Annotated in this window: 2 protein-coding genes and 1 pseudogene; 1 reads left to right on the forward strand and 2 read right to left on the reverse strand. The window is 61.7% G+C overall.

The window, feature by feature from the left end; all coding sequences use genetic code 11:
* Nucleotides 1-372, reverse strand: a pseudogene (locus Q0331_RS00295) (hypothetical protein); the annotation flags it as partial.
* Nucleotides 373-487: 115 nt separating this feature from the next.
* Entirely contained in the window at nucleotides 488-2,143 is a 1,656-nt protein-coding gene (pgm, locus tag Q0331_RS00300) for a phosphoglucomutase (alpha-D-glucose-1,6-bisphosphate-dependent) (protein ID WP_298073833.1), read from the reverse strand.
* A 195-nt stretch (nucleotides 2,144-2,338) separates the two neighbouring features.
* Between pgm and Q0331_RS00305 the strand changes: the two genes are divergently transcribed.
* On the forward strand, nucleotides 2,339-3,597 hold a 1,259-nt coding region (locus Q0331_RS00305; RefSeq protein WP_298073835.1), incomplete at its 3' end, for a sodium:alanine symporter family protein.

Consider the following 3,597-nt stretch of genomic DNA (forward strand, 5'->3'; position numbering starts at 1 on the left):
CTCGGACAGGGGCTTGACATGGGTGATGAGGGGCTTCACCTTCAGCTTGCCCTCTTCCAGCGCACTCTTCAGATCCTCGCTGGATGCGGTTTCCAGCTGGGCACAGTAGTGGCAGCTGAAGTCCTCGAAGACCTCGACGGTCGGCACGTCGTCGCCGGCGTTCTCCGACTCCAGCGTGACAGCGCTTTCGTCGGTCGTCATCTTCACATCCACCTTGTCATCCGGCAGGGTGATGTTATCGACCTTGTGCTGCTGGTTGTTGTACACAATGAAACCGATGGCTACGGCTGCGATAACGAGGATCGCAATGATTCCCCACAGGAAGCCATTGCCCCCTTTAGAAGCGTTAGGGGCTTTGATCTTCTGGCTCACTGAGCGTTCCTTTCAAGATGATGACGTGTCTACTGGGCATGAGGGTATCGCAGTTTTCTGGCAATACCCTGAATCGACCCCGTGATTTTACGCATACCTGCAGGGAACCGCGAAGTTATCCCAGCACGCCGTCGACGACGACCTGCGCTTCCTCCAGCACCTTGTCCAGATGCTCGGCGCCATTGAAGGACTCCGCGTAGATCTTGTACTTGTCCTCCGTGCCACTCGGGCGAGCGGCGAACCAAGCATTTTCGGTAGTCACCTTCACACCACCGATGGCCGCGCCGTTGCCCGGAGCCTCGGTCAGGATCGCCTCGATCTTCTCGCCCGCCAGCTCGGTGGCCTCCACGTCGCTGGCGCTGAGCTTCTTCAAACGCTCCTTCTGCTCGCGGTTCGCCGGAGCGTCGATGCGCTTGTACTGCGGTGCGCCCAGCTCCTCGGCTAGTTCCTTGTAGCGCTCGGACGGGCTCTTGCCGGTCGTTGCCTTGATTTCGGACGCCAACAGGTCAGCGATAATACCGTCCTTATCGGTAGACCAGACCTGCCCGTTGCGGCGAAGGAACGAAGCACCCGCGGACTCTTCTCCACCAAAGCCCACGGATCCATTGACCAGCCCCGGCACGAACCACTTGAACCCAACCGGAACTTCCATCAGCTTGCGACCCATGCGGGCCACCACGCGGTCAATCAAGGAGGAACTAACCAAAGTCTTGCCCACGGCGGCATCTTTCGGCCAGTTCTCGCGGTGGCTAAAGAGGTACTCGATAGCGACAGCGAGGTAGTGGTTCGGATTCATCAGGCCTGCGTCTGGTGTGACGATTCCATGGCGGTCGGAATCGGCGTCATTACCAGTAGCGATGTCATAGGTAGCCTCACCGGCGCCTGCGACCGCATCGACCAGAGAGGCCATCGCAGACGGCGAAGAGCAATCCATGCGGATCTTGCCATCGGAGTCCAAGGTCATGAACCCGAAGGCCGGGTCGATGGTGGGGTTAACGACCGTCAGGTCCAGGCCGTGCACGTCGGCGATACGCTCCCAGTAGGCAACAGAGGCGCCACCCATCGGGTCGGCGCCGATGCGCACGCCCGCGTTGCGGATGGCCTCAATGTCGATGACCTCCGGCAGGGCGGCAACGTAATTGCCCAGGTAGTTGTGGCTTTCCACCAGCTCGGTGGAGGTGGAGCGCTGCACGCCGGTCAGGTTCGCATCCAGGTACTCGTTGGCGCGGCGGGCGATCCAGCTGGTGGCGTCTGTATCCGCCGGGCCGCCGGTCGGCGGGTTGTACTTAAAGCCACCGTCACGCGGCGGGTTGTGGGAGGGGGTGATGACGATGCCGTCGGCGCGGCCGGCATCGGTACCCTCCGGGCCGCCGGGCAACTGCTTGTTGTACTCCAGGATGGCGAAGCTGACGGACGGGGTGGGTACGAAGCCGCGCTCCTGATCCACCTTCACGGTCACCTGGTTACCGGCCAGAACCTCCAGCGCGGTAGCTTCGGCGGGCTCGGACAGCGCGTGCGGGTCGCGGCCGATGAACACCGGGCCGTTGATCCCCTGCTCGCGGCGGTAGTCCACGATGGCCTGAGTGGTCGCCAGGATGTGCGGCTCGTTGAAGGCACCGTCGAATGCGCTTCCGCGGTGACCGGAGGTGCCGAAGCTCACGCGCTGACCCGGGTCAGCCAGGTTCGGAACCGTGGCGGAGTAAGCCTCCAGCAGGGCGGGAATATCGGTGAGGTCGTCGGGGGTGGCGGGCTGGCCAGCACGTGGGTGCATAATGATTCCTTCGGTCGGTGCCTGAAAGCATTTTCTTGCTACTCACCATTTATCGTGCCCGATTCCGGCGGGTTTTTCAGCACTGTTCCTCCCCTTTCGCTGCCCCCTGTCGCTGTCCTGCTGCCAGGAGTAGCCTCAACGAATTTGTCTAAACCCTTCTTCCACACTTCTTTACAGGCGTAACCTCTGTAGTTCATGCAAGACGTTTCCTTCGCTGAATCCCTCCAGAACACTCTGGACAAGATCGACCAGTTCATCTGGAGCCAGTGGCTCCTGATTCCCTTACTGCTGCTCACGGGGCTGTGGCTGACGATCCGCCTGGGAGGCGTGCAGTTCCGCAAGCTGTTCGTCGCCCTACGTCACGGGCTTATCGACAGGAACGACGAGGGCGGCGAAGGCGACATCACCCAGTACCAGGCGCTCACCACCGCGTTGGCCGCGACGGTCGGCGTGGGCAACATTGTGGGTGTGGCCACCGCCATCTCCATCGGCGGCCCCGGCGCGCTGTTCTGGATGTGGATCACCGGCCTGGTGGGTATGGCCTCTAAGTACTCGGAGGCTTTCCTGGGCGTGCGCTTCCGCGTGGCCGATTCCAAGGGCAATGTCTCCGGTGGTCCGCAGCGCTACCTGTCGCGGGGCATCCCGGGTGGCCTGGGCACGTTCCTGGCGTGGTTCTTCACCATCGCGGCCATCATCGCCTCCTTCGGCATCGGCAACCTGACGCAGGGTAACGCCGTTGCCGCGGGCCTGGAGGACACCTTCGACGTCAGCCCCACCGTCACCGGCGCGGTAATGTTCGTGCTGGTCGGAGCGGTTCTCCTCGGTGGCATTAGCTCGATCGGCAGGGTGACCTCGGCCTTTGTTCCGCTGATGATTCTTATCTACATCGGCGGCGGCATCGTAGTGCTGGCTTTGCACGCAGGCGACATCCCGAATGCTCTAGGGCTTATCTTTAATGACGCCTTCACGGGGACTTCTGCCACCGGTGGATTCGTAGGCTCCGGAATCATGCTTGCTATGCAGATGGGTGTGGCTCGCGGCATTTTCTCCAACGAGTCCGGCATGGGCTCTGCCGCTATTGCAGCGGCCGCTGCGAAGACCACTCACCCTGTCCGCCAGGGTTTGGTTTCTATGACTCAGACGTTTATCGACACGATCATCGTGGTGACCATGACCGGCCTGGTGATCATCACCACCGGCGTGTGGGACACGGGCGAGGAGAATGCAGCAAACATGACGGCCCAGGCCTTTAGCAAGGGCATCGGCTCGGATTGGGGCGGCACCATCGTCTCCCTCTCCATCGTGTTCTTCGCCTTCTCCACGATCCTGGGATGGTCCTACTATGGCGAGCGAAACGCGGAGCGTGCCTTTGGCCCCTGGGCTTCCCTGCCCTATCGCATGCTGTTTACGTGTGTGGTCTTCGTCGGTGCTACCACGGAGATCGGCCTGGCCTG

It is taken from the genome of uncultured Corynebacterium sp. (genome assembly GCF_937999985.1).
Classification (GTDB): domain Bacteria; phylum Actinomycetota; class Actinomycetes; order Mycobacteriales; family Mycobacteriaceae; genus Corynebacterium.